Below are 20,645 nucleotides of genomic sequence, written 5' to 3'. Positions count from 1 at the left end.
AAAGATCGCCTTCGCGAGCAGGCTCGCTCCCACAGTAGAGTTTGAGTGGTCACAAAAATTGCGTTTGCCACGGACCCCTTGTGGGAGCGAGCCTGCTCGCGAAAGCGGTCCGACAGTCAATGATGCAGTGACTGAAAGATCGCCCTCGCGAGCAGGCTCGCTCCCACAGGGGGATTGCGGTGCGGCTGGCTCAGAGCAACTCGAAACTCTGCTGCTTCACGTCCTGGGAATCCAGGCCGATCTGCACGTTGAACTTGCCCGGTTCAGCGGCGTACTTGAGCTGGGCGTTGAAGAACTTCAGGTCGTCTTCGGTGATGGTGAAGTGGATGACTTTCTTCTCGCCGGCCTTGAGCATCACCTTGCGGAAGTTCTTCAGCTCTTTCACCGGACGGATGATCGACCCGGTCACATCCTGGATGTACAGCTGCACCACGGTTTCACCGTCACGCTCGCCGGTGTTTTCCAGGGTGATGCTGGCGTCGAGCTTGCCGGTCTTGTTCAGCGTGGTGGACGACAAGGCCATGTCCGACAGGTTGAACGTCGTGTAGCTCAAGCCATAGCCGAACGGGTAGAGCGGGCCGGTGGTGTCGTCGAAATATTGCGAGGTGTAGTTGCCCGGCTTGCCCGGCGTGAACGGCCGGCCGATGCTCAGGTGATTGTAGTAGGTAGGAATCTGCCCGACCGAGCGTGGGAAGGTGATCGGCAGCTTGCCCGACGGGTTGTAGTCGCCGAACAGCACGTCAGCAATGGCGTTGCCGCCTTCGGTGCCGCTGAACCAGGTTTCCAGGATCGCATCGGCTTGCTGTTGTTCTTCCAGCAGCGACAGCGGACGGCCGTTCATCAGCAACAGCACCAAGGGTTTGCCGGTGGCTTTCAGGGCTTTGATCAGCTCGCGCTGGCTGGCCGGGATGTTCAACTCGGTGCGGCTCGAGGACTCGTGGGACATGCCACGGGACTCGCCCACGGCGGCCACGACCACGTCGGCTTCCTTGGCGGCTTTCACCGCTTCATCGATCAGCACCTGGGCCGGGCGCGGGTCATCCACCACTTCCGGTGCGTCGAAATTGAGGAAGTTGAGGTAGTCGAGCACCTTCTTGTCGCCGGTGATATTGGCGCCACGGGCGTAGATCAGCTTCGACTCGCCGCCCAGCGCACGGGCCATGCCGTCGTACACGGTGACCGACATCGCCGGGCGACCGGCGGCGGCCCAGCTGCCCATCATGTCGATCGGCGCCTTGGCCAGCGGACCGACCAGGGCGACCTTCGCGGTCTTCTCCAGAGGCAGGGTCTGGTTGCGGTTTTCCAGCAGTACCAGGCTGCGGCGCGCCACGTCACGGGCATCGGCGCGATGCATGCGACTGTCGGCATAGACGTCGGCCGGGTCATCCTCGGCCTTGCCGATGCGCAGGTACGGGTCCTTGAACAGGCCCATGTCGTACTTGGCGGCCAGCACTTCACGCACCGCGTTATCAAGGTCGCTCTGCTCGATTTCGCCAGCCTTGAGCAGTCCTGGCAGCTCTTTGCCGTAGAGCGAGTCGTTCATGCTCATGTCGATGCCGGCCTTGATCGCCAGTTTTGCCGCTTCGCGACCGTCCCGGGCGACGCCATGCTTGATCAACTCGAAAATCGCCCCGTGGTCGCTGACGGCCAGGCCCTTGAAGCCCCATTCCTTGCGCAACAGGTCGTGCATCAGCCAGGTGTTGGCGGTGGCCGGCACGCCGTTGATGGAGTTCAGCGCGACCATCACCCCGCCTGCACCGGCGTCGATGGCAGCGCGGTAGGGGGGCAGGTAGTCCTGGTACATTTTCACCGGGCTCATGTCCACGGTGTTGTAGTCCCGGCCGCCTTCCACCGCGCCATACAGGGCGAAGTGCTTGACGCTGGCCATGATGCTGTCGGCGGCGTTGGCGCCGCTGCCCTGGAATGCCTTGACCATCACCCCGGCGATGCGCGACACCAGGTAAGTGTCCTCGCCGAAACCTTCGGAGGTCCGGCCCCAGCGCGGGTCGCGGGAGATATCGACCATCGGCGCAAAGGTGATGTCCAGGCTGTCGGCCGCCGCTTCCTTGGCCGCGATACGACCGGAGCGGTAGATGGCGTCCATGTCCCAGCTCGAAGCCAGGGCCAGGGGAATCGGGAAAATGGTCCGGTGGCCATGGATCACGTCATAGGCGAAGAACATCGGGATCTTCAACCGGCTGCGCATGGCCGCGTCCTGCATCGGACGGTTTTCGTCGCGGGTGATGGAGTTGAACGTACCACCGATGTTGCCCGCGGCAATTTCCTTGCGGATCATCTCCCGGGGCATTTCCGGGCCGATGCTGATCAGGCGCAGTTGGCCGATCTTTTCCTCGAGGGTCATCTGCTTCATCAGATTGCTGATGAAAGCGTCCTTGTTCTCCATGGGGGCTGGCAGGTTGTCGGCTAATACGGATTGACTGGCCAGGGTGACAAACAGGCCCAGCAAACACAGCTTCTTCATGAATTGTTTTCTCGCAAGCCTAAAGGGCGGTGATCAGGACACGCCGGTCAGCCTAAATGTGAGGAGCGGCTATTGTTGTTCGGGTGTTTCCAGTTAAATGCAGCACACTTTCGAGCTTGTGCCGATGAACTTAGTTTCGCACCGGGCATCTTTTAGCCCATCAACCCGATTCGATCCAGTGCGGCGGCGATTATGCCCCAGACGCCGGTAAGATAGGTGGCGGTGTTTTTTTAATGCAATGCAAGGGAGCGCTTGACCTGATGAATCCACGACTGAACCACCTTCGCGGCCTGCAAATGCTGGCCCTGATGCTCTTCACAACATTGCTGGCCGGTTGTGGCATCAACAACATCCCGACGCTGGACGAGCAGGCCAAGGCGGCCTGGGGCCAGGTGCAGAACCAATACCAACGCCGCGCCGACCTCATTCCCAACCTGGTGGAAACCGTCAAGGGTTATGCCCGGCACGAGCAGGAAACCCTGACCGCAGTAATCGAAGCGCGGGCCAAGGCCACCTCGATCCAGGTCGATGCCAATACCTTGGACAATCCGGAAAAACTCAAGCAGTTCCAACAAGCCCAGGACCAGTTGAGCGGGGCGTTGAGCCGCTTGATGGTGGTGTCCGAGCGCTACCCGGACCTGAAGGCCAACCAGAACTTCCTGGCGTTGCAATCGCAACTCGAAGGCACCGAGAACCGCATTGCCGTGGCGCGTCGCGACTTCATCCTGGCGGTGCAGAAGTACAACACCGAAATCCGTACGTTCCCCGGCCGACTGTGGCACAGCGTGATGTACAGCGACTTGCCGATCCGCGAAACCTTCGAGGCGACCAGCCCGAATGCCGAAAAAGCGCCTGAAGTGAAGTTCTGAAAAAACTGTGGGAGCGAGCTTGCTCGCGATGGCGGCCAAACATCCAGCATTGATGCAAACTGATCCACCGCTATCGCGAGCAAGCTCGCTCCCACACAGGAGTTCTGATGCGAGTGTTGAAATTTGGCCTGGTGCTGTTGCTCTGGGTCTTTGCCATCACGGCCCAGGCCGAGTTGAAATTTCCGGCATTGACGGGGCGGGTGGTGGACTCTGCCCAACTACTCGACCCGTCGGTGCGCACGCAACTCGATGCGCAACTCAAGGCCCATGAGCAGGCGACCAGTGAGCAGGTGGTTGTCGTCACCCTGCCGGACCTGCAGGGCACCAGCATCGAAGACTTCGGTTACCAATTAGGCCGCCACTGGGGCATCGGGCAGAAGGATAAAAACAACGGCGCGCTGCTGATCGTCGCCCGCGATGACCGTAAACTGCGGATCGAAGTGGGGTATGGCCTGGAAGATCGGCTGACCGATGCCCAGAGCTCCGTCATCATCAATCAGGTCATCACTCCGGCATTCAAGACGGGAAATTTCAACAAGGGCATCAGCGACGGCGTCGCGGCGATGCTCGTGGTGTTGGGCGGCAGTCCGCTGGATGAGCCAGCCCCTGCGTATGACGCGGGAGCGCAGGGTGAGGGCGATTTCATCGACCGGCATGCGGGGCTGGTAATCTTCCTGGCGATGCTATTCATCCTGACGATAGGCGTTTGCCAGGTGCTTGGTATCCTGCCGAGCAGTGGCGGTTCCGGCGGTGGCGGCTCCAGAAGCGGCGGTGGTGGTTTCGGCGGCGGCGGTGGCGGAGGCTTCAGCGGTGGCGGAGGCAGTTTTGGTGGCGGCGGTTCGTCGGGCGGCTGGTGAGCATAATAATGAGCAGGCATTTTTGACATGGCATTACTGACTGAACACGAACAACGCAAGGTGGCCGAGGCCATTGCCCGGGTCGAGCGCGACACCGATGCCGAACTGGTAACGGTGCTTGCTGCTCGCGCCGACGACTACGCCTACATCCCGCTGCTCTGGGCCAGCTTGCTGGCCCTGGTGGCCCCCGGCGTGGTGCATTACCTGACGGGCTGGCTGACCACGCACAGCTTGCTGTTGGTGCAGTGGGGCAGTTTCATCGGGTTGTGCCTGCTGTTTCGCCTGCCTGCTATCACCACGTACCTGATCCCTCGCTCAGTACGTCACTGGCGAGCGTCGAACCTGGCGCGCCGGCAATTTCTCGAGCAGAACCTGCACCATACGGTGGACGGCACAGGCATGCTGATTTTCGTTTGCGAGGCCGAGCGGTATGTGGAAATCCTGGTGGACGAGGGCATTTCCAAGCGACTCGACAATAAGCATTGGGAGGCGATTGTCGCGGCATTTACCCAGCAGGTTCGCCAGGGCCAGACGTTGCAAGGCTTTGTGACGTGCATTGAAGCCTGCGGCGAACTGCTCAAGGCGCATGTGCCGGTGACCCATGCGCGCAATGAGTTGCCGAATCGGTTGGTGGTGCTCGGCTGACACTATTTTCTGTCGGACACCGTTGTGGCGAGGGAGCTTGCTCCCGCTGGAGTGCGAAGCGCTCCCCATCGGTCTGAAGGGTTGAGTCAGGCCTCAAGTCGGGCGACTGCTTCGCAGCCGAGCGGGAGCAAGCTCCCTCGCCACAGAAGCCTGTTGACCTATGAAGATGGACTATCACTTTTGCACCGTTGGGGAAATTCCCCGTGCCCTGGCTTCCCATCCCCCCTAAAATACCCGCCATTCCCGATCCGCCCGCCCCGAGGCCGCTTTTCCATGTCCGTCACTGCAACTTCCGCCCGTCCCGCGCCGGATCACCACGCCCAGTTCATCGAGCTGTTGCAGGCCAGCCTTGGGCAGAACGCCTTCATCAAGCTCGTGCTGGCCAAATACGTCGGTGACGAAGCCGATCTGCAGCGGCTGATCATCAAGCAACTGACGGTCAAGGATCAGCCCTGCCTGTCCTTCGTCTACCGCTACAAGACGCGCGACATCACCAAGAACTTCCCGCTGGCCGAAGGCGTTGAGACGGTCGCCGCGCTGTTGCCGACCTCGTTCAAGAACGCACATCTGCTGGCAATCACTGACGAGGCGCAGCTGGAATACAGCAAGAAGGGCAAGAGCTCGTTGTTCAAGAGCAAGCCCCAGCAACTGCGGGAAGTGCCGTCCGCGGGGCACAACCGTGAAAAAAAACCGCTTCCTCGATCTGAGCCGGCCGTTCCTCGCCGACCTGGGCGTGACCAACCACAAGCACGACCTGATTCCGGCGATGTCGCGCAAGTGGAAGCAGATCAACAAGTTCATCGAAGTCTTCAGCCACGCGTTGACGTCTTCGCCGCTGGCGCTGGACAAACCGGTGCGGGTCGCGGATTTCGGCTCGGGCAAGGGCTACCTGACGTTTGCCATCCATGATTACTTGCGCAACACCTTGCAGGCCGAGGGGCTGGTGACAGGCGTCGAATTGCGCGAGGACATGGTCAAGCTGTGCAACGAAGCCGCCGCGCGGCTTGAGCATCCGGGCCTGGAGTTCCAGCACGGGGACGTGCGCAGCGTCGCGCCGCGTGAAGTGGACGTGATGATCGCCCTGCATGCCTGCGACATTGCCACCGACTACGCGATCCACATGGGCATCCGCTCGGGGGCCTCGATCATCATGTGTTCACCGTGCTGTCACAAGCAGATCCGCCTGCAGATCCAGAGCCCGGCGCTGCTCAAGCCGATGCTCCAATATGGCCTGCACCTGGGCCAACAGGCGGAAATGGTCACCGACAGTCTGCGGGCGCTGTACCTCGAAGCCTGTGGCTACGAGACCAAGGTATTCGAGTTCATCTCCCTGGACCACACCAACAAGAACAAGATGATCCTGGCGGTCAAGCGCCCGGAACCGGTGGATGCCATCGAACTCCTCGCCAGGATCGAAGAGCTGAAGGCGTTTTACCGCATCACCGAACATTGCCTGGAAACGCTGCTGCGGGCTGACGGCTACCTCGCCTGACAGTTCGCCTGCCCCGAACCCGTGGGAGCGAGCCTGCTCGCGAAAGCATTATTTCAGCCGGTAGTTACTGAGCTGACACACCGCCTTCGCGAGCAGGCTCGCTCCCACAGGTTCATTCGCCATTCCTGAAGGTGCAATCCGTCAGTTAATCTCGGGAGATCGCTACTGCGGACTACCTTTAATGCGTTCCCCCACGCATCCCAAAGGAGCCCATGCCATGGCCGCGAAGAAAATCCTCATGCTGGTCGGCGATTACGTCGAAGATTATGAAGTGATGGTGCCTTTTCAGGCCCTGCAGATGATCGGCCACACAGTGCATGCGGTGTGCCCGGACAAAACCACCGGACAGACGGTGCGCACCGCGATCCATGATTTCGAAGGCGACCAGACCTACAGCGAGAAGCCTGGTCATCTGTTTGCCCTCAACCATGATTTCGCCAGCGTCCAGGCCAGCGACTATGACGCGCTGCTGGTGCCGGGCGGTCGTGCGCCGGAATACCTGCGCCTGAATGAAAGCGTCCTGCAACTGGTGCGCGATTTCGATTTGGCGGGCAAGCCGATCGCCGCGGTGTGCCACGGTGCGCAATTGCTGGCGGCGGCAGGCATCCTGGAAGGGCGCGAATGCAGTGCCTATCCGGCATGTGCTCCGGAGGTGCGCCTGGCCGGCGGGACGTTCATCGATATTCCAGTGACCGAAGCCCATGTCCAAGGCAACCTGGCCACGGCACCGGCGTGGCCCGCCCATCCGAACTGGCTGGCGGGGTTCCTGACGCTGCTGGGCACGGCCATTATCTTGTAGAAGCCAGGGGCTACGCGCCGCACTCGTCCGATAGAGTGAGCTCTTGTGGCGAGGGAGCTTGCTCCCGCTGGAGCGCGAAGCGGTCCCATCGCGTAAATGGCGACCGCTTCGCAGTCGAGCGGGAGCAAGCTCCCTCGCCACGGTTCTGCGCTGCCCGTCTGATCTAAACCTCCACCGGCACCGCCAGCTTCGGATCGCCCAGTGGGTGGGTCTTGGCATCGAAGAAGCGCAATTGCGTGTCCAGGCCCTCGAACAATTTGGCGTAATGCCGCTTCTGATGCTGGATGAACGCCTGGCTGCGCGGGTAAATCGAGATGGCCACGGTCCTCGGCGCCGCTTGGCGCAGGGCAAGGACGATATGGCTGTCCTGCTCGCCCAAGGCGTGGCCGAACAGACACAGATTGTCGTCGTGGTGCAGTAACTGGTCGTAGCAGAACGACAGGTAATCGCTGCTGCGGATGGTCTTGAGTTTGTCCTGGCTCGGCCCTTCGCTGACAAAAAGCGGCACGTCGTCGAGGGTCTTGAGGGTGTTGTTGATGGCAAAACTGCCCAACAGCGTGCCTTCGGTGGAAGCGAGCTTGCGTGCCGTGCCGTCCTGGTTGCGCACCAAATGCAGGCCGCCGTGCAGATACAACAGGCGCGGCTTGTCTGTACTGGTCCGACTCGGATCGAAGCTGTGATCGGCGCCCAGGAACAGATCGGTCAGGGTCTCGGGCGTATGCTGGATCGCCCAATAGCTGAGCAGATCGTAGTTGGTGGTGAACACTGTGCGGTAGCGGCCCAGCTCCTGATTGAGACTTCCCAGGGTCGAGGGTTGCACCAGTCGCCAGGGGATATGCACCGCGTGCACGGTGTTGATCAAGGCTTCCTTGATCGCGTAATAGCGATTGCGCGGGGCGGCGGAGCTGACGGCCAGGGCCTTGTTGACCCGGCTGGTGGTTTTCAACGCGCCCAGTACCTGCTCGAAACTGCGGGTCTGCAGGGCGTCGAAGACGCTCAGTTCCGAAGGGCTCAGTGGTTTTTCCTCGACGGTGCGGGCGTTCTCGAACAACGAGTCATAGCCGAAATCGTCCCACACGGCGCGGCTCGCGCCATTGCCCACCAGCAGGCCGCTGAAAGCGGTGTCGGTGCGCAACGTCTCCCAATTTTCGAGCCGGGCGTCGTATTCCTGGAAATCGGTCATTGCGAAAGTCATCTCAAAACGTGGCAAAGGCAGGACGCGACTTTATCACGACCCAGTCCTGAGCCAGATCAAGATACGTCGTGACCGGCCGATAACCTTTCAGGTGTTCTGATCGAGCGGTTTACTGCGGCGGATCGGGCGCCTGGGCTATCCTCACCGGTATTCAGGGCGCGCGCTGGCCTGGCGATTTCCCGGTTCGTTCATTGCTGCATTCCCGGATGGCTTCTGTGCCATGGATATTCGAAACTCCACGCCGCTGGCCGGTTACCTTGATCTGCTGATGGATGCCGTGTGCGCCGTCGACGCCCTGGGGCGTTTCGTGTTTGTCAGTGCCGCCAGCGAGCGGATCTTCGGCTACACGCCGAAGGAGCTGATCGGCCGTTCGATGATCGATATGGTCCACCCTGCCGACCGCCAGCGGACCCTTGATGCGGCGCGCGAAGTCATGCGCGGAGAACCCAAGCTCAATTTCGAGAACCGCTACCTGCGCAAGGACGGTGGGGTCGTCCATATCCTCTGGTCGGCGCGCTGGTCCGAGCCTGACCAATTGCGGATCGCCGTGGCGCGGGACATCACCGAGCGCAAGCAGGCGGAGTCCCGGCAGGCCGCGTTGTACGCGATTTCCGAGGCCGCCCATGCTGCCGCCGACCTGCTGGCGTTGTTCAAACGTATCCATTTGATAATCGGCGAGTGGCTGCCGGCACTGAATTTTTCGGTGGCGTTGTATGACGAGCAATGTGCCCAGCTCAACTTTCCCTATCACGTCGACGACCGGGAGCGACAGCCGGAACTGCCGGGTACGACCATTGGGCGTTTGTGTGCCGAAGTCATACGCAGCGGTCAGCCGATCCTGCTGACGCCCGGCTCCAGCTCGTTGCCCGTGGAGCTGCACGACCTCGTGGCGAAACCGGACGCGCCGTGCTGGCTGGGTGTGCCACTGAATTCGCAGAGCGGCACGATTGGCGCGTTGATCGTCAAGAGCGCGGCGGATAACGAGCGCTACACCGAGCAGGACAAGGAATTGCTGCAGTATGTTTGCGCGCAGATTGCGATTGCCATCGAGCGCCAGCAACTGCATACCCGGTTGCAGCACATGGCCCAGTATGATCAGCTCACTCAGGTACCCAATCGTGAGTTGCTGCGTGACCGCTTCAAGGCCGCATTGACCACGGCCCGTGTTGCATCGGGGCGGATGGCATTGCTCTACATCGATCTGGATCGCTTCAAGCAGATCAACGACACCTACGGTCATGCCGTTGGCGACATGCTGCTGCAAGCGGTGGCCAGCCGACTCAAGGGTTGCATACGTGACACCGACACTGTCGCCCGCATCGGGGGCGATGAATTTGTGGTGCTGCTCCATAGCATCCAGAGCGTGGCAGACGCCGACCGGGTGCAGGAGCAGATTCGTCACGCGCTGGCCCAGCCGCTGCGGCTGGACGGTCATTGCCTGAGCATCGAACCGAGCATTGGCGTGGCGTGTTTCCCCGAACACGGCACGGAAGACATCACCTTGTTCCGCCACGCCGACGAGGCGATGTACGCAGCCAAACGCCACAATCACCGGGCCTTCGGCATCTGACCACCTCACCGTTCGTCGTCGCGCCAGCGCTTTTTCCAAACCTTGAATGCCGACTCATTTCAAATGAAATACTGGGCAGGCATGCCCATCATTCATGCAATACGGAGGGCTCGAGCATGCGCGGGTCAAGCAACATTTATCCGGGAAACACTGCTCATGATCGAACGAAGGTGTCTGAAGCGGGTCGCAAAAGTGGGAGAACCACCACCGCGAGTGTCGATAAAAGTCCGCTGAAGGCTGAGATCGGCCGCAAGCCGGATCGCACGACTCGCTGAATATTCAACGGTGGTTCTGATTCAGCGGCGGGGGAAACCCTGTCGCAATTTTCTATCAGAGGAGGGCGTGACCATGAGCCGGATGGCCACCTTTTTACGCACCACCAGTGTTGTCGTGCTGATGGGCCTGGGTGCCAGCAGTGCCTGGGCCCAGTCACCCGCCGAATTCATCAACGATGCATCCGCCAAAGGCATGGCTGATATCGAAGCCAGCCGTGCCGCACACTCGAAGGCGGAATCAAGGGAGGTCAAGGACTACACCATCATGGTGATCAACGACCGCACCACCGCCAACCAACACCTGGCGAAAATCGCCAAGAAGCTCGACTTGCCCGTCGCGCCCCGGGAAGAAGTCGCGAACAAGGCCAAGACCTTGATGCCGCAAGTGGCCGAGGGCGAGTCGTTCGAGGCGGCATATGCCGCCAGCCAGGTCAAGGCCACTGAGGAAGCCATCGAGCAGATCCAGCAACAGGCCCAGACCACCAACGTGCCGGAGATCAAGGCGTTCGCCGACGAAACCCTGCCCAAATTGCAGACGCATCTTGAGATGGCCAGGGCGCTGCAGGCCAGTCGCTGATTTGCCGCACCTGTTTTTACCTCAGGACCGGGACGCCAGCGTCCCGGCTTGTTTTGCCCGCCGAAAAGGAGAACCTCGATGTCCACACGCCGAGAACCCAACCAATACGCGATGCAGAATCCACTGACCCAATACCCTCGTCCGGAATTCCCCGACCAGCCGCAATCACCCCCTGGCATTGACCAGGACATGGAACCACAGCCCGATCACGGCGAAAAAACCTATCAAGGCTTCGGTCGCCTGGAGGGGCGCAAGGCGCTGATCACGGGCGGCGATTCGGGGATCGGTCGCGCGGCGGCCATTGCCTATGCCCGCGAAGGCGCCGATGTAGCTATCAACTATCTGCCCAGCGAAGAACGCGACGCGCAGCAAGTCATCGAGCTGATCAAGGCCGAAGGCCGCAAGGCCATTGCGATTCCGGGAGATCTCAAGGACGAAGCGTTCTGCGTCCAGATGGTGAAGATGGCGCAGCAGGAGCTCGATGGCCTGGATATCCTGGTCAACGTCGCTGGTAAGCAGGAAGCGCAAAAGGACATTGCCGACATCACCACCGCGCAATTCGATGACACCATGAAAACCAACATCTACGCGATGTTCTGGATCTGCAAGGCCGCGGTACCGCTGATGCCGGCCGGGGCGACGATCATCAATACCGCGTCGATCCAATCCTACGATCCGTCCGCGACGCTGCTCGATTACGCCACCACCAAAGCGGCGATCGTGGCGTTTACCAAGGCGTTGGCGGGACAGGTCATCAGCAAGGGAATCCGGGTCAATGCCGTGGCCCCGGGGCCGATCTGGACGGTGCTGCAACCCAGCGGCGGACAGCCTAGGGAGAAGATCCCTACATTCGGCTCCCAGGTTCCGATGAAGCGTCCGGGGCAGCCAGCGGAATGTGCGCCGCTGTACGTGCTGCTGGCCTCGCAGGAGTCGAGTTATATCACCGGGGAAGTATTCGGCGTGACGGGAGGGAATCCGTTGCCCTGATGCGCGGCATTCGGATGCGCGAGCGTTGCAACAACGCTCGCGCATCTGCTTTCAGCACTGGTTCAAGTCGACTTTCTTCTCTTCTTCTACACCATCAAGGCTCTTGGCCTCGTCTTTGCCCATGTCCTGGTAGCGCTTGCGCAACGCTTCCAGCTGCTTGAGGTCCAGCGACTCGAGACCGAGCATTGCGTTCTGCGCGTCCTTGGTCGCGCGCAACAATTCATCGACTTTCAAGTGCAGGATATCGGTATCGCGGTTTTGCGTGTTCTGGATCAGGAAAACCATGAGGAAGGTGATGATCGTGGTCGAGGTATTGATGATCAGTTGCCAGGTGTCGTTGAAACCGAAGAACGGTCCGCTGGCGGCCCAGAGCGCCAACAACACAATAGCTCCGAGAAAGGTCTTGGGACTTCCTGCCCACAGGGCCAGTTTTTGAGCAATCTTTGCGAACGTCATTGCCGTGTTTCCTCAGTGGATGCACCTGTCTGGTGTGACACCAACGAAGCGGCGAAAATTCTACTTACATTTCAATCCGAACCTCCGTCGACGTTCATCGTCCGGGACGAAGACTGGCGCAACCATTTGCTCTGCCTGATGGTCACTCCTTAAAGCCTTCATCGACGGAGTACACCATGAACCTCACCCGCACCTTTTGCCTCGCCTGCTGCCTGTTCGCACTACAGGGCTGCTTTGACAATTCGGATAACGAGACCAAGGACAACACCGACGGCACCAAGTCTTCGGTGCAGATGCAGGAGTCCAAGTCGGAGAGCAAATAAATCACATAGCCCAGGCCGGGCTATGTACAAAACTGTGGGAGCGAGCCTGCTCGCGAAGGCGTCAGGTCAGCAACTTGGAAATTGACTGTTCCACCGCCTTCGCGAGCAGGCTCGCTCCCACAGGTTCTTGTGTTTCGGCAGGTATTGCTCAACGTCCTTGTTGCAAAACCTTGAGTGCCGCCGATGCCAGGAAGCCTGACCGGCTTTTTTCCTCCGGATGATGCAGCACATATTCATCGATACGGTTGAGCAGATAGCCGGGCAGGGTGATGTTGAGTTTCTGCGCCTTGCCCAGATATCTGGTCACATCAATGTCCACCAATGCCCACGCGCACCCGGCATATTTCGGATTGGCCGCGTGCAGCGTCACGGTGTTGGCCGGCGGAATGGGCGACCCATCTTCGGCAAGAATTTCAAAGTGCCCTTCGATGGCCTCGCGCGCCATGGCCATCGCATCGTCCAGATCATCGCCTGCGGAAAAACAACCAGGGATATCCGGCACTTCAACGCCCCAGGCGTGGTGCTCATCGCCCATGGAAATCGCAATCGGGTAAAGCATTCAATCGTCCTCCGGGGAAGCTGGGCAACTGGCCGTCTGGAGCAGGGCCTGTTGCAAAATACTGATGGCCGTTTTCTTGAGCAGATCCTTCTTGGGATGAGGAACCGTAACCAGTCCCGGTTTGGTCGGGTGCTTGAAATGGTGGTGACTGCCTCGGATCCGTACCAGGTACCAACCATCCGCAACAATCTGGCTTATCAGGAATCGGCTGTTCACAACACCTCCGTGTGGTGTGTGTGGTAGGTACTATACCTACCGAAAAGGAATGATCAACACTATAACCACCACAAGCGACGAACGGGATCGAGTGGGATCTACGTCTGAAGTCTAGAAGCGGCGCAGGACAAGGCGACGGAGAGTCGAATTGGGTCTATTTCCAGATGTGAGACGCAAGGAACATTTGGAGGATCGCAACCCGTGGCGAGGGAGCTTGCTCCCGCTGGGCTGCGAAGCAGCCCCGGTTTCAGCGATTCGCAGACATATCCACAGGACCTACGACTGCTGCACAAACGTCAGCCGTACCGCAAACCCAATCAGCACGCTGCCAAACACCCACTGCTGCACACGTTGGGCCGAGGGCGATCGCTGAAGCCAGCGTCCGAGCGCTACGCCCACCAGTGCGTAGGCGCTGTCAAACAGCAGGCCGACGCCGACCAGCACCAAACCGAGCATCGCGAATTGCCCCAGCACCGGCCCGCCCTGTGGGTCGATGAACTGCGGCAGCAACACTGAGCAAAACAGCAGCGCCTTGGGGTTGAGCAGGTTGGTCAGCAGACCGCGTTGTATCGCTTGGTACCACTGTCGCTTTCCGACCTCGGCGTCAGCTCCTCCAAAGCTTGGCAACAACGTGGTCCGCAAACACTGAAACCCGATCCACGCCAGATACGCAGCCCCGGCCAGGCGCACCACATCAAAGGTCCAGGGCGCTGCCTTGAACAATACCGATAGCCCCATTGCCGCCAGCGCGACATGACATGCCCGGGCAATCCCCAAGCCTACCGCCGTTGCCAGCGCCGCAGCCTTGCCCTGACGGGCACCGGTTTGCAGCACCAGGATCATGTCCGGCCCGGGCAACAGATACGCCACCGTCAACGCCATGAAAAACAACCAGAGCTCTGTCATTGCATGCCCTCCGCAATCAGTGGATTGGAGATGCCAGTCTATGGCCGAAGGGTAGGGCAGGTGCTTGCGTAATCAGCTTCTAAAGCTCTAAGAATTGGCATAACCTGCCAAGTGATCGATCCATTCAATCGAAAAGTGCCAAATCATGAAACTTGATGCCTTCGACCGCAAAATTCTCGCTGCACTGCAGCGGGACGGCCGGCTGAGCAACGTACAACTGGCCGAAGAAATCGGCCTGTCCCCCTCGCCATGCCTGCGCCGCGTGCGGATGCTCGAGGAAGCGGGAGTGATCCGCGGCTATCAAGCCATCCTGGATCGCGATGAAGTGGGCCTCGGTATGACGATCTTTGTCGGCATCAAGGTCGAACGGCACACCGATGAACGAGCCGAGGCATTTCGCCTGGCGGTGACCGCGCTACCCGAAGTGATCTCGGCATTCCTGGTGTCAGGCGAGTCGGATTTCCTGCTACAAGTGGTGGTGCCGGACTTGCGGGCCTATGACCGATTTGTCACGGGCAAGCTGTTGAAGCTGCCGGGGGTGAGTGACATTCGCAGTAATTTTGCGATCAACACGGTGAAGGCTCCGGGTGCGCTGCCGTTGGGGCATTTGCCAGATGCTTGAGTAGATACTGATTATCGTGCTATCACGCAAGGAAACTTGGTGCCAATCAACTTCCCAATAGGGGGAAGGGCCCTGGATGGAACTCAGCATGGATCGGCTGCGCAATGGACCGTAAAAAATCGAACATATCCCGTTGTTTCAGATCGGGCGGTTTTGTCGTGCCTGAAATTTAATAGATGAAACTTTAATTGCTCATTCTCCAGACGAATCTCCGCTCAAGCTTCACTGGCCGCAGCCGAAAAACACCGCCGGGATTCATGCTTCAGTTTTGTGAACACACACTGATTTACGAAAACCTCCTCTACCATCCTTAAAGCAAGGAAGAAAAATGGCAGTCATTAATGGAACAGCTGGCGCAGATGCACTGATTGGCACCGCAGGGGACGATGAGATCAACGCTCTGGGTGGCAACGATGTCATCAAGGGGACTGCTGGCGCAGACAAAATCGATGGCGGTGCGGGTTTAGATACTGTCGACTATTCGGCATCTACTGAAGGTATCAGTATAGATTTGCGTCAGGGCACTGGACTTGTTGGACGAGGTGGCGATGCAGAGGGAGATACGCTCATTGGTATCGAAACTGTCATAGGCTCTGCCTTCAATGACGTGCTTTCCTCTGGTCCGTACACCGTAATCCCAACGGTACAGCTGGAAGGGGGAGCTGGCGACGATATCTACAACATCAATCTGGGGCTGACCCCCTACATCATCGAACAGGCCGGTGGCGGCAACGATGAAGTCCGCGTGTCGGTGATCAATGCCAACGGCACGGTCCTGGCGGCGAACGTCGAGCGCCTGACCTACGTCGGCACCGGCGCATTCACCGGTTACGGCAACGACAGCGACAACGTCATTACCGGCGGTTCGGGTAACGACACCTTGTTCGGTGGCGCGGGAGCGGACCAGTTCATCGGCGGTGCCGGCTATGACATAGCGGGTTATACCGACAGCAAGCAAGCTGTGAACATCAATCTCAAGACGGGCGTGCATTCCGGGATCGCGGCAGGTGATACCTACACCGGTATCGAGGTGATCAGAGGATCGAATTTCAACGACACGTTCGTTGGCGATGGCAGCGGTATACGACTCGACGGCGGCGCCGGGATCGACGTGATCGATTACTCGGGCTCGACTGCCGGGGTAAACGTCGATATCCGTAATGGGTGGGGAACCGCAGGCACGGGCGGAGATGCCGAAGGCATCATTTTGGCGAATATCGAAACCGTCATAGGCTCTGCCTTCAACGACGTGCTCTCCGCTGGCCCGTACACCGTAATCCCCACGGTACGGCTGGAAGGGGGGGCTGGCGACGACATCTACAACATCAATCTGGGGCTGACCCCCTACATCATCGAACAGGCCGGTGGCGGCAACGATGAAGTCCGCGTGTCGGTGATCAATGCCAACGGCACGGTCCTGGCGGCGAACGTCGAGCGCTTGACCTACGTCGGCACCGGTGCATTCACCGGTTACGGCAACGACAGCGACAACGTCATTACCGGCGGTTCGGGTAACGACACCTTGTTCGGTGGTGCGGGAGCGGACCAGTTCATCGGTGGTGCCGGCTATGACATAGCGGGATATACCGACAGCAAGCAAGCCGTGACCATCAATCTCAAGACGGGTGTGCATTCAGCGATCGCGGCAGGCGATACGTACACCGGTATCGAGGTGATCAGGGGATCGAATTTCAACGACACGTTCGTTGGCGATGGCAGCGGTATGCAACTCGACGGCGGTGCCGGGATCGATACGGTCGACTACTCGGGCTCGACTGCCGGGGTAAACGTCGATATCCGTAATGGGTGGGGAACCGCAGGCACGGGCGGAGATGCCGAAGGCATCATTTTAGGGAATATCGAAACCGTCATAGGCTCTGCCTTCAACGACGTGCTCTCCGCTGGCCCGTACACCGTAATCCCAACGGTACAGCTAAAAGGGGGGGCTGGCGACGATATCTACAACATCAATCTGGGGCTGACCCCCTACATCATCGAACAGGCCGGTGGTGGCAACGATGAAGTCCGCGTGTCGGTAATCAATGCCAACGGCACGGTCCTGGCGGCGAACGTCGAACGCCTGACCTACGTCGGCACTGGTGCATTTACCGGTTACGGCAACGACAGCGACAACGTCATTACCGGTGGTTCGGGTAACGACACACTTTACGGTGGTGGGGGAGTAGATCAGTTAATCGGCGGTTCGGGTAACGACACATTATACGGAGGCGCGGGCGCGGATCAGTTCATCGGTGGTGCTGGCACTGACGTAGCGGGTTATACCGACAGCAATGAAGCTGTGACCATCAATCTCAAGACGGATGTGCATTCCGCGATCGCGGCAGGCGATACCTACACCGGTATCGAGGTGATCAGGGGATCGAATTTCAACGACACGTTCGTTGGCGATGGCAGCGGTATGCAACTCGACGGCGGTGCCGGGATCGATACGGTCGACTACTCGGGCTCTACTGCCGGGGTAAGCGTCGATATCCGTAATGGGTGGGGAACCGCAGGCACGGGCGGAGATGCCGAAGGCATCATTTTAGGGAATATCGAAACCGTCATAGGCTCTGCCTTCAACGACGTGCTCTCCGCTGGCCCATACACCGTAATCCCAACGGTACAGCTGGAAGGGGGAGCTGGCGACGATATATACAACATCAATCTGGGGCTGACCCCCTACATCATCGAACAGGCCGGTGGCGGCAACGATGAAGTCCGCGTGTCGGTGATCAATGCCAACGGCACGGTCCTGGCGGCCAACGTCGAGCGCCTGACCTACGTCGGCACTGGTGCATTTACCGGTTATGGCAACGACAGCGACAACATCATTACCGGCGGTTCGGGTAACGACACACTGTACGGTGGCGCGGGAGCGGATCAGCTCATAGGCGGTGCTGGCTATGACATAGCGAGCTATCTCGACAGCAAAGCAGCCATGGCCATCAACCTCAAGACGGGCGTGCATTCCGGGATCGCGGCGGGTGATACCTACACCGGTATCGAGGCGATCAGAGGATCGAATTTCAACGACATTTTCTACGGTGGTAGTTCGCCCGTGGCGCACGATGGCGCGGCTGGCATCGATCTGGTCACTTATGAACAGTCTGACAGCGCGGTGACGATCGACCTGACGAACGGCACGAACATAGGGGCGGCTGCTGGTCAGACCTACGCCAACATTGAAATGTTTCAAGGCAGCAATTTTGACGACACGCTATCGGGCTCGGGTCTGAAGGATATCTTCATTGGTGGAGCCGGGGCAGATGTAATCGATGGCCGGGTAGGTCTGGACAGTGCTTTTTACATTACAAGTACAACAGGCATCTCGATCAACTTGCAGACGCAAATCAATCAAGGTGGCGATGCCGAAGGTGATGTATTGCTTAACATCGAACATGTGTTGGGCAGTCATTTCAACGATGTCCTGGTTGGAGACACGGGTGTTAATTATCTGGAGGGTGGATTGGGCAACGACGTCATCGACGGCGGTGACGGCAATGATTTCCTCTATGGTGGGCTGACTTCTTGGATAGGACCTTTCAGCGTCGATAGCTCGGCGAACGGGCCGCAGGCAGACATCCTGTACGGTGGCGGCGGTAACGACACCATCGTCACGACTGCGAGCGACGAGGGGACTCAAGCCTACGGTGAGGCCGGAAATGACACTATCACTGTGATACATGGCATGGCTGACGGTGGGGAAGGCAACGACCTGCTGACCGGTAGAGGCGTGGGCTTTTCACTGTCAGGAGGTCAGGGGGATGACAGGCTGATATTGCAGACCGGCGGTTTTGCTAACGGCGGTGAGGGTGAGGATATCTACACCATCGATACTCCAAAGTTAGTGACGATTCAGGACGACGGTATCAGCAGCGGTGACAAATTGGTTTTGTCCTACATCGATAGCTCTGAACTGTTGGCTGATCGCATCGGTGATGACCTCTATCTGCACCGATCAAGTTTCACTCCGGGACAGGCACCGCAAGAAGGTGTGCGCCTGAAGGATTGGTATGCAGGTTACGACACCATCGAACAGATCCAGACAGCTGATATGCAGCTCATCAGTCTGGTGGGCATCAACACATTTGCCAATGATATGTTTTCCTGACAGCCAAGGCAGCGTTCCTGCCGCTACATATTGGTGACGGCAGGAAAATGCATATGCTTTCGTAATAGTCTTTAGTGTGTCGCCCTTTGCCCGGTACTGCTTGAACCGGGCAAAGATTTTCACCTGGCTCCTTAGAGAAAAAGACAATCGCGGAGCGAGTGCCCCGTCACAAACCCCAGACCAAAAAAAACCGGCCACCAGGAGCCGGTTTTTTTGTCCCCCGTCAAAACCATCACGACGCGGGACCAGAATTCGATTGGAGCGGGTGAAGGGAATCGAACCCTTAATGGACAACGAAGTGTAAATGTTGTGTAGGTGTGTAGGTGCGCGAGCGGCTCACCCACCTGGAGTCGTTGGCTGTAGGGTTGTGATTCCTTAAATCCGTCTTGACTCACATTGTGACTTTTGAAACGGAGACCTTCCGTCGCCCCCTCATGATCCTCCAAGCCTCATACAGGAGCTTTCGGCTTGGCAGACTCCTCGCATATCCCAAGGCATATCAACTAACCGCACGTGGCCCGAACCACTTGCAGAAACCTTCTTCATCCGCCTCATTCATCCGCTCTAGGATCAGTAGCATTGATCCTCTTCCAATATCGATGGACAGTCGATAGAGCTAAGCCGGTCTCGCGTGCAATCTGCGATTGATTCATCCCTGCCGCCTTTAGCTCGCGAACGACGTTTTCGCTTCCCTTATTCTGGGGCTTGCCAGGCTTACGATGGGCGACTTCTCCATCAGAAAGCTGTTCAGCAAGAATCCCCAGACCTCCTTCTTTTTCAAAGGCTCGAAGCTGCTTTAGAGCAGTCTCCATGAGAACGGGATAGGGAGTGTTTAGCCGTTTGGACATGCATAGAGCCAGGAGGGCTAGAGGGTCTATTCGAAGGCCCTCAGCAAGGCTCTCGAACTTCTCAAGGGTGATACTTGTATCGCCTCGTTCGAGGGCGCTGAGTTTGGATTTCGCGGAGGCGTCAGAAAGATCTTCGTGTCGAAGCTGACGCTGCAGGCGCAGGGCTCGGATTGCGCCTGCGAGTGCGATTCTAAGCTGCATGGCTCACTCAAAAGTCAGGATATAGCCACACAGGAGGGTTTCCGTTAAATACCATAATGAGGTAGTATTGCGCATAAAGCTGACGGGGACGGCCCATAGCGAAGCTTCCGTAAGCTCGTTTTGGCAATTTATGGGAATTAGATGAGAGCGTTTCGCTGGGCATGAAGACCAGCACGCTGACTTTTCAGCAAGCCTCTGGTGAGCAAGCGTACTACTCGTAGATGATTTCGGAGGTAGCACTTGGTTGGAGTGATGGATGTGGGGCTTTTGGGAGATCCTGGAATCTCTATAGTTGGCTCAGAATATAGCCTCGAAGACGCGATGGCCGCTGCCAGAAAGCGCTACAAATGGATGCCTCTCTGCGCCGTAGAGGAATGGACAATCCTAGACGCCATAGTCACTGACGCGGAGCGAGCCAAAGTAATCGCTGCCGGTTGCCAGCCAATGTTTATGTTTGCCCACAAAGTGGTGGATGACGAGCAGAGGCGTTTCGAACCAGGTCATTGGGTGCGCTCAAGCATGGGCACCGCTTTCAAAGAAGGCTACCTATTCGAAACACGCAACTCCGTATACGTCTTGCTCGGCCCAGGCCATCGTAAGTCTGCTTCTATCGAAGCGATATTTTCCCTTTTCTGATTACCAACCGGTTCTG

Annotated in this window: 18 protein-coding genes and 1 pseudogene; 12 read left to right on the top strand and 7 right to left on the bottom strand. The window is 58.7% G+C overall.

Going from position 1 to position 20,645, the window contains the following annotated elements:
- Positions 1 to 190: 190 nt before the first annotated feature.
- The gene (gene bglX / locus J3P84_RS20750; RefSeq protein WP_434625571.1) at positions 191 to 2,482 is read right to left on the bottom strand and encodes a beta-glucosidase BglX; all 2,292 of its coding nucleotides are present in this window, start codon (positions 2,480 to 2,482) and stop codon (positions 191 to 193) included.
- Positions 2,483 to 2,742: 260 nt separating this feature from the next.
- On the opposite strand from bglX, the gene J3P84_RS20745 reads away from it, so the two are divergent.
- From J3P84_RS20745 to J3P84_RS20725, 5 genes and pseudogenes are all read left to right on the top strand, one after another.
- Positions 2,743 to 3,351: a LemA family protein gene (locus J3P84_RS20745; RefSeq protein ID WP_305496253.1), complete on the top strand. Its 609-nt coding sequence runs from the start codon at positions 2,743 to 2,745 to the stop codon at positions 3,349 to 3,351.
- 107 nt (positions 3,352 to 3,458) lie between these two features.
- A complete protein-coding gene (locus J3P84_RS20740; RefSeq protein ID WP_434625568.1) occupies positions 3,459 to 4,208 on the top strand; it encodes a TPM domain-containing protein in 750 nt (249 codons plus the stop codon).
- 27 nt (positions 4,209 to 4,235) lie between these two features.
- Positions 4,236 to 4,853, top strand: a complete 618-nt coding sequence (locus J3P84_RS20735; protein ID WP_434625566.1) for a TPM domain-containing protein — start codon at positions 4,236 to 4,238, stop codon at positions 4,851 to 4,853.
- A 273-nt stretch (positions 4,854 to 5,126) separates the two neighbouring features.
- Positions 5,127 to 6,345, top strand: a pseudogene (locus J3P84_RS20730) (class I SAM-dependent methyltransferase).
- A gap of 217 nt (positions 6,346 to 6,562) precedes the next feature.
- Positions 6,563 to 7,144: a DJ-1/PfpI family protein gene (locus tag J3P84_RS20725; protein ID WP_434625564.1), complete on the top strand. Its 582-nt coding sequence runs from the start codon at positions 6,563 to 6,565 to the stop codon at positions 7,142 to 7,144.
- A gap of 163 nt (positions 7,145 to 7,307) precedes the next feature.
- On the opposite strand, the gene J3P84_RS20720 is transcribed toward J3P84_RS20725, so the two are convergent.
- A complete protein-coding gene (locus J3P84_RS20720; RefSeq protein ID WP_434625562.1) occupies positions 7,308 to 8,327 on the bottom strand; it encodes a DUF4917 family protein in 1,020 nt (339 codons plus the stop codon).
- 232 nt (positions 8,328 to 8,559) lie between these two features.
- On the opposite strand from J3P84_RS20720, the gene J3P84_RS20715 reads away from it, so the two are divergent.
- The 3 genes from J3P84_RS20715 to J3P84_RS20705 all read left to right on the top strand — a co-directional run bounded on the left by J3P84_RS20715 (position 8,560) and on the right by J3P84_RS20705 (position 11,748).
- Positions 8,560 to 9,909, top strand: a complete 1,350-nt coding sequence (locus J3P84_RS20715; protein ID WP_434625560.1) for a diguanylate cyclase domain-containing protein — start codon at positions 8,560 to 8,562, stop codon at positions 9,907 to 9,909.
- 348 nt (positions 9,910 to 10,257) lie between these two features.
- A complete protein-coding gene (locus J3P84_RS20710; protein ID WP_434625558.1) occupies positions 10,258 to 10,761 on the top strand; it encodes a DUF4142 domain-containing protein in 504 nt (167 codons plus the stop codon).
- A gap of 78 nt (positions 10,762 to 10,839) precedes the next feature.
- Positions 10,840 to 11,748, top strand: a complete 909-nt coding sequence (locus tag J3P84_RS20705; RefSeq protein WP_434625556.1) for an SDR family oxidoreductase — start codon at positions 10,840 to 10,842, stop codon at positions 11,746 to 11,748.
- A 51-nt stretch (positions 11,749 to 11,799) separates the two neighbouring features.
- On the opposite strand, the gene J3P84_RS20700 is transcribed toward J3P84_RS20705, so the two are convergent.
- Positions 11,800 to 12,204, bottom strand: coding sequence for a low affinity iron permease family protein (locus J3P84_RS20700; RefSeq protein WP_434625554.1), 405 nt, complete (start codon positions 12,202 to 12,204; stop codon positions 11,800 to 11,802).
- Between the two features lie 176 nt (positions 12,205 to 12,380).
- Between J3P84_RS20700 and J3P84_RS20695 the strand changes: the two genes are divergently transcribed.
- A complete protein-coding gene (locus tag J3P84_RS20695) occupies positions 12,381 to 12,527 on the top strand; it encodes a hypothetical protein (protein ID WP_434569514.1) in 147 nt (48 codons plus the stop codon).
- Between the two features lie 148 nt (positions 12,528 to 12,675).
- Here J3P84_RS20695 and J3P84_RS20690 read toward each other — a convergent pair whose 3' ends face one another.
- From J3P84_RS20690 to J3P84_RS20680, 3 genes are all read right to left on the bottom strand, one after another.
- Positions 12,676 to 13,086 carry a type II toxin-antitoxin system HicB family antitoxin gene (locus J3P84_RS20690; protein WP_434569513.1) on the bottom strand — a complete coding sequence of 137 codons (411 nt, stop codon included), beginning with the start codon at positions 13,084 to 13,086 and terminating at the stop codon, positions 12,676 to 12,678.
- Positions 13,087 to 13,302 (bottom strand): type II toxin-antitoxin system HicA family toxin, encoded by a 216-nt coding sequence (locus J3P84_RS20685; protein ID WP_434569512.1) that lies wholly within the window; start codon positions 13,300 to 13,302, stop codon positions 13,087 to 13,089.
- 276 nt (positions 13,303 to 13,578) lie between these two features.
- Complete coding sequence (locus J3P84_RS20680; protein ID WP_434625551.1) at positions 13,579 to 14,208, bottom strand: LysE family translocator; 630 nt, start codon at positions 14,206 to 14,208, stop codon at positions 13,579 to 13,581.
- Between the two features lie 145 nt (positions 14,209 to 14,353).
- Here J3P84_RS20680 and J3P84_RS20675 point away from each other — a divergent pair, with 145 nt between their 5' ends.
- Complete coding sequence (locus J3P84_RS20675; RefSeq protein ID WP_434625549.1) at positions 14,354 to 14,830, top strand: Lrp/AsnC family transcriptional regulator; 477 nt, start codon at positions 14,354 to 14,356, stop codon at positions 14,828 to 14,830.
- A gap of 328 nt (positions 14,831 to 15,158) precedes the next feature.
- Positions 15,159 to 18,944, top strand: coding sequence for a beta strand repeat-containing protein (locus J3P84_RS20670; RefSeq protein WP_434625547.1), 3,786 nt, complete (start codon positions 15,159 to 15,161; stop codon positions 18,942 to 18,944).
- Between the two features lie 551 nt (positions 18,945 to 19,495).
- Here the strand turns inward: J3P84_RS20670 and J3P84_RS20665 are convergent.
- On the bottom strand, positions 19,496 to 19,993 hold the full coding sequence (locus tag J3P84_RS20665; protein WP_434625545.1) for a helix-turn-helix domain-containing protein: 498 nt from the start codon (positions 19,991 to 19,993) through the stop codon (positions 19,496 to 19,498).
- A gap of 252 nt (positions 19,994 to 20,245) precedes the next feature.
- Between J3P84_RS20665 and J3P84_RS20660 the strand changes: the two genes are divergently transcribed.
- Positions 20,246 to 20,629: a DUF6957 family protein gene (locus tag J3P84_RS20660; protein WP_434631451.1), complete on the top strand. Its 384-nt coding sequence runs from the start codon at positions 20,246 to 20,248 to the stop codon at positions 20,627 to 20,629.
- Positions 20,630 to 20,645 lie beyond the last annotated feature (16 nt).

The sequence above is a fragment of the Pseudomonas sp. Z1-29 genome (genome assembly GCF_051131995.1).
Lineage (GTDB): Bacteria > Pseudomonadota > Gammaproteobacteria > Pseudomonadales > Pseudomonadaceae > Aquipseudomonas.
This window is presented reverse-complemented; position numbering and strand designations above follow the sequence as displayed.

What these genes read in the sequence shown, in the direction of transcription:
- bglX (WP_434625571.1), bottom strand. Translation starts at nt 2,482, where the DNA reads ATGAAGAAGCTGTGTTTGCTGGGCCTGTTTGTCACCCTGGCCAGTCAA.
- J3P84_RS20745 (WP_305496253.1), top strand. Translation starts at nt 2,743, where the DNA reads ATGAATCCACGACTGAACCACCTTCGCGGCCTGCAAATGCTGGCCCTG.
- J3P84_RS20740 (WP_434625568.1), top strand. Translation starts at nt 3,459, where the DNA reads ATGCGAGTGTTGAAATTTGGCCTGGTGCTGTTGCTCTGGGTCTTTGCC.
- J3P84_RS20735 (WP_434625566.1), top strand. Translation starts at nt 4,236, where the DNA reads ATGGCATTACTGACTGAACACGAACAACGCAAGGTGGCCGAGGCCATT.
- J3P84_RS20725 (WP_434625564.1), top strand. Translation starts at nt 6,563, where the DNA reads ATGGCCGCGAAGAAAATCCTCATGCTGGTCGGCGATTACGTCGAAGAT.
- J3P84_RS20720 (WP_434625562.1), bottom strand. Translation starts at nt 8,327, where the DNA reads ATGACCGATTTCCAGGAATACGACGCCCGGCTCGAAAATTGGGAGACG.
- J3P84_RS20715 (WP_434625560.1), top strand. Translation starts at nt 8,560, where the DNA reads ATGGATATTCGAAACTCCACGCCGCTGGCCGGTTACCTTGATCTGCTG.
- J3P84_RS20710 (WP_434625558.1), top strand. Translation starts at nt 10,258, where the DNA reads ATGAGCCGGATGGCCACCTTTTTACGCACCACCAGTGTTGTCGTGCTG.
- J3P84_RS20705 (WP_434625556.1), top strand. Translation starts at nt 10,840, where the DNA reads ATGTCCACACGCCGAGAACCCAACCAATACGCGATGCAGAATCCACTG.
- J3P84_RS20700 (WP_434625554.1), bottom strand. Translation starts at nt 12,204, where the DNA reads ATGACGTTCGCAAAGATTGCTCAAAAACTGGCCCTGTGGGCAGGAAGT.
- J3P84_RS20695 (WP_434569514.1), top strand. Translation starts at nt 12,381, where the DNA reads ATGAACCTCACCCGCACCTTTTGCCTCGCCTGCTGCCTGTTCGCACTA.
- J3P84_RS20690 (WP_434569513.1), bottom strand. Translation starts at nt 13,086, where the DNA reads ATGCTTTACCCGATTGCGATTTCCATGGGCGATGAGCACCACGCCTGG.
- J3P84_RS20680 (WP_434625551.1), bottom strand. Translation starts at nt 14,208, where the DNA reads ATGACAGAGCTCTGGTTGTTTTTCATGGCGTTGACGGTGGCGTATCTG.
- J3P84_RS20675 (WP_434625549.1), top strand. Translation starts at nt 14,354, where the DNA reads ATGAAACTTGATGCCTTCGACCGCAAAATTCTCGCTGCACTGCAGCGG.
- J3P84_RS20670 (WP_434625547.1), top strand. Translation starts at nt 15,159, where the DNA reads ATGGCAGTCATTAATGGAACAGCTGGCGCAGATGCACTGATTGGCACC.
- J3P84_RS20665 (WP_434625545.1), bottom strand. Translation starts at nt 19,993, where the DNA reads ATGCAGCTTAGAATCGCACTCGCAGGCGCAATCCGAGCCCTGCGCCTG.
- J3P84_RS20660 (WP_434631451.1), top strand. Translation starts at nt 20,246, where the DNA reads ATGGATGTGGGGCTTTTGGGAGATCCTGGAATCTCTATAGTTGGCTCA.